Annotated in this window: 4 protein-coding genes; 1 reads left to right on the forward strand and 3 read right to left on the reverse strand. The window is 39.4% G+C overall.

What is annotated here, in order from left to right; translation table 11 throughout:
* Positions 1–57: 57 nt before the first annotated feature.
* Entirely contained in the window at positions 58–528 is a 471-nt protein-coding gene (locus tag JX312_RS08190; protein ID WP_204457665.1) for a DUF4293 domain-containing protein, read from the reverse strand.
* Between the two features lie 286 nt (positions 529–814).
* On the opposite strand from JX312_RS08190, the gene JX312_RS08195 reads away from it, so the two are divergent.
* Positions 815–2,986, forward strand: coding sequence for a lipopolysaccharide assembly protein LapB (locus JX312_RS08195; RefSeq protein ID WP_204457666.1), 2,172 nt, complete (start codon positions 815–817; stop codon positions 2,984–2,986).
* 63 nt (positions 2,987–3,049) lie between these two features.
* Here the strand turns inward: JX312_RS08195 and dnaA are convergent, their stop codons facing one another.
* Positions 3,050–4,441, reverse strand: a complete 1,392-nt coding sequence (gene dnaA, locus JX312_RS08200; protein ID WP_123406572.1) for a chromosomal replication initiator protein DnaA — start codon at positions 4,439–4,441, stop codon at positions 3,050–3,052.
* Positions 4,442–4,782: 341 nt separating this feature from the next.
* Positions 4,783–5,685: an MlaD family protein gene (locus JX312_RS08205; protein WP_124031108.1), complete on the reverse strand. Its 903-nt coding sequence runs from the start codon at positions 5,683–5,685 to the stop codon at positions 4,783–4,785.
* Between the last annotated feature and the right edge of the window lie 54 nt (positions 5,686–5,739).

Genomic DNA, 5,739 nt, shown 5'->3' on the forward strand with positions numbered 1-5,739 from the left:
GGAGTGAAAACTACCTGTTGACTTTCGTAAATAAGTCAAGACGGGGTCACATACTTATCATCTTATTCTGTCAACAGCCTTAAGCATTTTTTGATCAGAATTGATTCGCGAATAAGCCATAATAGTTGCTATAATGGCAAGAAGCGGCGCGATTATTAATGAAGACCAAGAGACATGTGTTTCTGCAAATGTGCAGTAACCATATCCGCATCCGATTGAGACGGCTGCCAATATGAACAATATTCCAATAAGACACAAACTCTTCTGAAGACGCAGATTGCGAAAAAGAAATATATTTATCAAAGGTATTATTGCACTCATTATTGATACTATGAATAACGGTAATGTATACATATAATACCCTGATGCGCTGCCGTTGGTTGAGATACCTTCGATATAAAACCCAAGGGCTGTGAAATCAAGTGTGAAATCAGGGAGCTGGATCTGACCGAGCGACAATAAAGAAAAAGCAGCCATAGCCACAACAGTAATAAACAGCAATACAGATTGCCAACGTTGAATAACCATATGTTTTAATATTTTGTTAGACTGTGTCCGGTTTGTCCCGGATTGAAAATTATTCATGAAATGTTTTCATCTGAAATATCATCAGTTAATTGAAAACAGTTTTTGACTGCACGCTTTGTCCGTATTTTCCTTCCGGCAAACAGAAACATGCCTAATTATTATAACACAAAATTAATACATTCTGCGTAAGTATCAAAAATAATTTTTGGCGAGATATTTGTTGATTATAAGAGAGTGAGGTCATCCTGTCCTCATTCTGTAAGATGAAAATCTGTTTATTATGACTTTGGAATCTATAAAAGACAAGATAAATGAAGTAGGCAGACTGCTTGATGGGAATCATGTCGCCGATGCTTTCGTTATTCTGGAAAATATCGCGCAGGAAGAACAGAATTATAAGGCTACAGACAACCTGAAAAGGCTTCGCCAGACCTATGGTTATATGGTGCACTACCTTATAGAAGGAGTAGAAGATAAAACCCGCCGTGAAGTATATGACGGAACATTATCATCATTAAGGCAAATTGCAAATGATATTCTTCTTGATAAACTTGTCATTGACAGCCCTGATGTATATTTTTCTACCGCAAGGATATGCAGACATAGAAACCTGCGGTTTGAAGTGCTATGGAATCGTTTGAAAGAGGTTGAGGCAAAACTCAGTCTTGCCGAGGCGGCCGAGGCGGATGTCCGTTCTATTCTTGTTGACAAGTATAATCTCATGCGTCAGTTGTTTGATACAGTCTGGACAATGCGTAATGACAAGGATATATGCGGCATGCTGGTAGAAATAATCAATCAAAGCGGTGCACCTGAGATGGCACGATATCTGATATCCGCCATTACATTGTCTTTGCTGGAATATTTTGACCGTGACAAGTTTGTCTCCCTTATAGATATTTATGAGAATGCTGCATCACAAGAAATATCGGCGTGTTCGCTTGTCGGAACAGTGCTTGCTTTGCGCAAACACCGGAAAAGAATAGTATGTGACAACAAGATTATAGCCAGACTTCAGTTATGGCAGGATTCTTTGGTTACATACAGCCGTCTGAGAAGTGTTGTGAAGGAGATTATAAGAACACGCGATACTGACAGGGTAACGGCAAAAATGAGAGATGAGGTTATTCCCGAATTGATGAAACTTAAGCCGGACGTATTGAAAAAAATGAAAGAATCCGCAATGGATTTCGAGTCCGGAATGCTTGACAATAATCCTGAATGGGAGGAAATACTTGAGAAAAACGGCATTGCAGATAAGATGAGAGAACTCACTGAGATGCAATCTGAAGGCGCGGATCTCATGATGGTGACATTTTCCAATCTTAAGGGTTTCCCGTTTTTTAACAATGTAAGCGCATGGTTTCTTCCTTTTGACATTGATAATCCTGATGTAAATCTGGATTCTGTCAGTCGCAAATCTCTTGACTCCATGCTTACATTCGGTGTCAATATGTGTGATTCTGACAAATATTCTCTTGTTTTAGCATTTTCCACCATGCCGGAACAGCAAAGGAACATGATGACAGGACAGTTTGAGCAGCAATTGTCTCAGATGATGGAACAGTCTGCCGAATTGCTTGAGAAGCAATCTCAACCTGAATTTAGCATGGCTGCTGTTGTATTTATCCGGGAACTGTACAGGTTCTTCCGGCTTTTCAGAAAAAAAAGCGAGTTTGATGATCCATTCTCAGAACCGTTCAACTTCCTTGATCTTCCTGTTGTCGGAGATATGATGGCAGATGAAGAAATCATAAAGCTAATAGGTGAATTCTATTTCAAGCGTGGATACTATGAAGAGTCTCTTGAATTATTCAAGGCTATAGAAAACTCCTCGGAAGAGGATTATTCCTATTGGGAAAAAATAGGATATGCATATCAGGCTCTCAAACAATATGACAAGGCTGCTGCCGCTTATCGTAAATCTGAATTGCTCGGTGATTCTGGAACATGGCTGTTGAAAAAACTCGCGTTTATCAATAAGAAAAACGGCAATTATGCAGCAGCAGCCGAATACTATTCGAGAGCTTTGCTTGCAGATCCTGATAACGTATCGCTGATAATGAATGCCGGATACGCTAATCTTGAATCTGGAGATATAGCCGGTGCATTGAGATCATTTTATCATGCAAATTATCTTCAGCCGGATAATGCCGCTATATGGCGCGCAATCGGATGGACTGAATTTATTAACGGCAATTATGATAAAAGTTGTTCTTATTATGAGAAATTGCTTGAATCAAACCCGACTGCAATAGATTTAATGAATGCCGCACATGTCAAACTTGCTTCTGGAAATATAAAGGAAGCGACAGCATTATACAAAAAATCAGCCGGTAGCGGTTTTGAGGATTTTCAGTCTGCATTTGAGACAGATGTCCCGACTCTTGAGAAAGCCGGTATTGACAGACTCACAATAGATCTGATTATAGATGCAATTAAAATGGACTTGTGCTGACCTCCTGAATAGAATAAAATGAAACAGGGACTCCTGAGGAGTCCCTGTTTCATTTTATTCTGTTTATTTGAATAACTCGCTTTCTATTGCCTCAAGAGCATCATGCAATTCTTTTGAGAATTGCAACCTGTCTTTTATCGACGATATGCCATGAAGCACTGTGGCATGTTTCCTGTTAAGCTTAGCTCCGATTGCAGGAGAAGACAGTTGTGTGTGTTTGTGAGAGAGAAACATGATCATCTGTCTGGCATCTGCTATGTCTCTCAGTCGGCTTTGGGAGAATATAGCATCAGGATTGAGATTAAAATACTCAGCTGTTGACTCCACAATCATGTCGAAGTTTATAGGCTTACGTTCCGTTCTCTTGACAACATGACTCATTACCTCTCTTGCCAGTTCAACGGAAAGCGGAGCATTTTTGACAATAGAACGAGTGAGGAGACCGTTGACGATTGTCTCAAGTTCACGGACAGACCCATCTATTTCAGTAGCAATTGCATCTATTACGTCTTCCGGCAAACCAAGACCGTTCTTTTTAGATTTGAACTCAAGTATTTTCTTTCGAAGCTGATAGTCCGGATTCGGCAATGGTTCCACTACTCCCCATTTGAAGCGGTCGATAAGCCTGTCTGCAATTCCATCAAGCTCCATTGGCGGACGGTCGCATGTGAAAATAATATTCTTGCGATTGCGCTGGAGGTGATTGAATATTGGGAAAAGAGCTTCTGCTGTACCTGTCTTGTTGGATAATTCCTGAAGGTCATCAAACAGGATGACATCCATCATCTGAAACCAGTTTATGAATCCCGGTACATCCTTGTTTATTGTCGCTTGTGCATAGAGAGTCTGGAAGTGTTTCATTGGCACAAACAAAACCTTTGCATTCGGATTCCGCTCTTTTATGCGGATGCCGATAGCTTGAATAAGGTGTGTCTTCCCGACTCCGACATTACCATAGAGAAAGAATGGATTAAACTCCGGTTTTCCGGGATTATCTGCAATATACTCGGCAATAGTTACTGGCAACCTATTGCTTTCGCCTACACAGTAATTCTCAAAGTTCAAAGAAAAATTGAGCTGATGGTCAAAATTCGGCTCGCGTTTTTCTATTGGAGTGTTATGGTAGGAATTTACAAGCTTATTTTTTAGAACGTGAGACTGCTGAGGACTCTCAAGCTTGACTTTAGCACTATTGTCGTTTGAAACAACATCTACCTCATATTCGAGTCTGATCTGCTGACCAAAAACGCGTTTCAACGCTTTGGACAGTATTTCATAGAAGTCATCTTCATATTTCTCATAGTAGAAATATGAAGGCAACCGCAACGTGAGACGGTTCTCTGCAAATGCGATAGGCTTCGCACATGCGAACCACGTGTTGAAGCGATCGGAACCGATATTGTCTTTTATCAGTTCAAGGCATTTATTCCACTTGTTTTGAAAGTCCATCTCCATTGTTTTCTCAGATTGGACTACAAAATAATAACAAAAATTCCATAAAAAAAAATGGTTAAATGTTTGCAATTTTTATTATGGTTATACTGCTTTGAGAATCAAATTGTTGCAAAGACCGTGGATTCATTCTGACGCATATTGACCTTAAGAGTGTTATATAGCTGAACTATAAGAGTTTAATCGAATAATTCAAAATCCCTGAACTACCTTTTTAATATCTTGAAATTATTTAATAAACGCAACTTAGATATTTAGAGGTGCTGCATTCTTATTTGGAATCATTCCAAATAAGAATGCAGCACCTCTATTATTGGAGTTTGTATATTTACTTAAAAAATAAGTTATAATAACTTTATGCTAATGTAACGTTTGGGGTTCTTTTTGATATCGACTATTAATGAATCCACATCTGCCGCAACTCTATTGAGTTTGTCATATAATTCAGGATCGTTCATCAGCAATCCTAATGTAGAGTTTTTGTCGTTAAGCTGGTTAGTGAACTTTGTCAGATTTTCTGTAAGGGCGTTTACATTCTCTACAGTGTTGTTTAGAGGTAAAGACTTGAGCTGAGACGATAATATGCCGAGGTTGGCTGTGACAGTATCAAGCCCATGACTGATAGATTTTACGTTTGTCATCACAATCGGAAGATCCCTGTTGATTGTAGAATTAAGTCCGCTTGTGGCTGTAAGGACATTACCTGTTATGCCGTCAAGGCGTTCTATCGAGGCTATCAGAGCCGGGTCTCCTGCAAGTCGGTTTAAGTTATATAACAACGAGTCAACGCGAGGGAGAATCTGATTGACAGCGGGCATGACATCATCGCTGAGCGATGCCATCAGATCAGGTGTGGCATATGATTCAATATCACCTCCGACCGGGATCTTTTCAGCACTTTTGCCAAGTTTAATAGAAATGAAATTGCCACTCATTAATGTTGAACCCATTGTAGCTTTTGAATCCACTGGTATTCTGAGGTTTTTGTTCAAAGCCAACAACACCTTAATTTTCCCTGGATTTTCATAATCAAACTGGATTTCTCTGACTTGACCGACTTTATAGCCGTCTACCGTTACAGGTGAAGAGATCTCCAGACCTGCGACATTGTCATAGGAGGCGTAATAAAAGTTTGCCGGACTAAAAAGATTTATTCCCTTCAGATAGTCAATCCCGAAAATCAATATAACAATTGCAGTAATCACGCAAATGCCAATTATAAACTCTTTGTTAAATATTTTTTTCATAACCTCTATATTTCATGTTTAATCAAAATGTATGCAATCCTATCAGTGTGATGA

Origin of the sequence: Barnesiella sp. CU968, from assembly GCF_905219685.1 — a bacterium.
Classification (GTDB): Bacteria; Bacteroidota; Bacteroidia; order Bacteroidales; family Muribaculaceae; genus Lepagella; species Lepagella muris_A.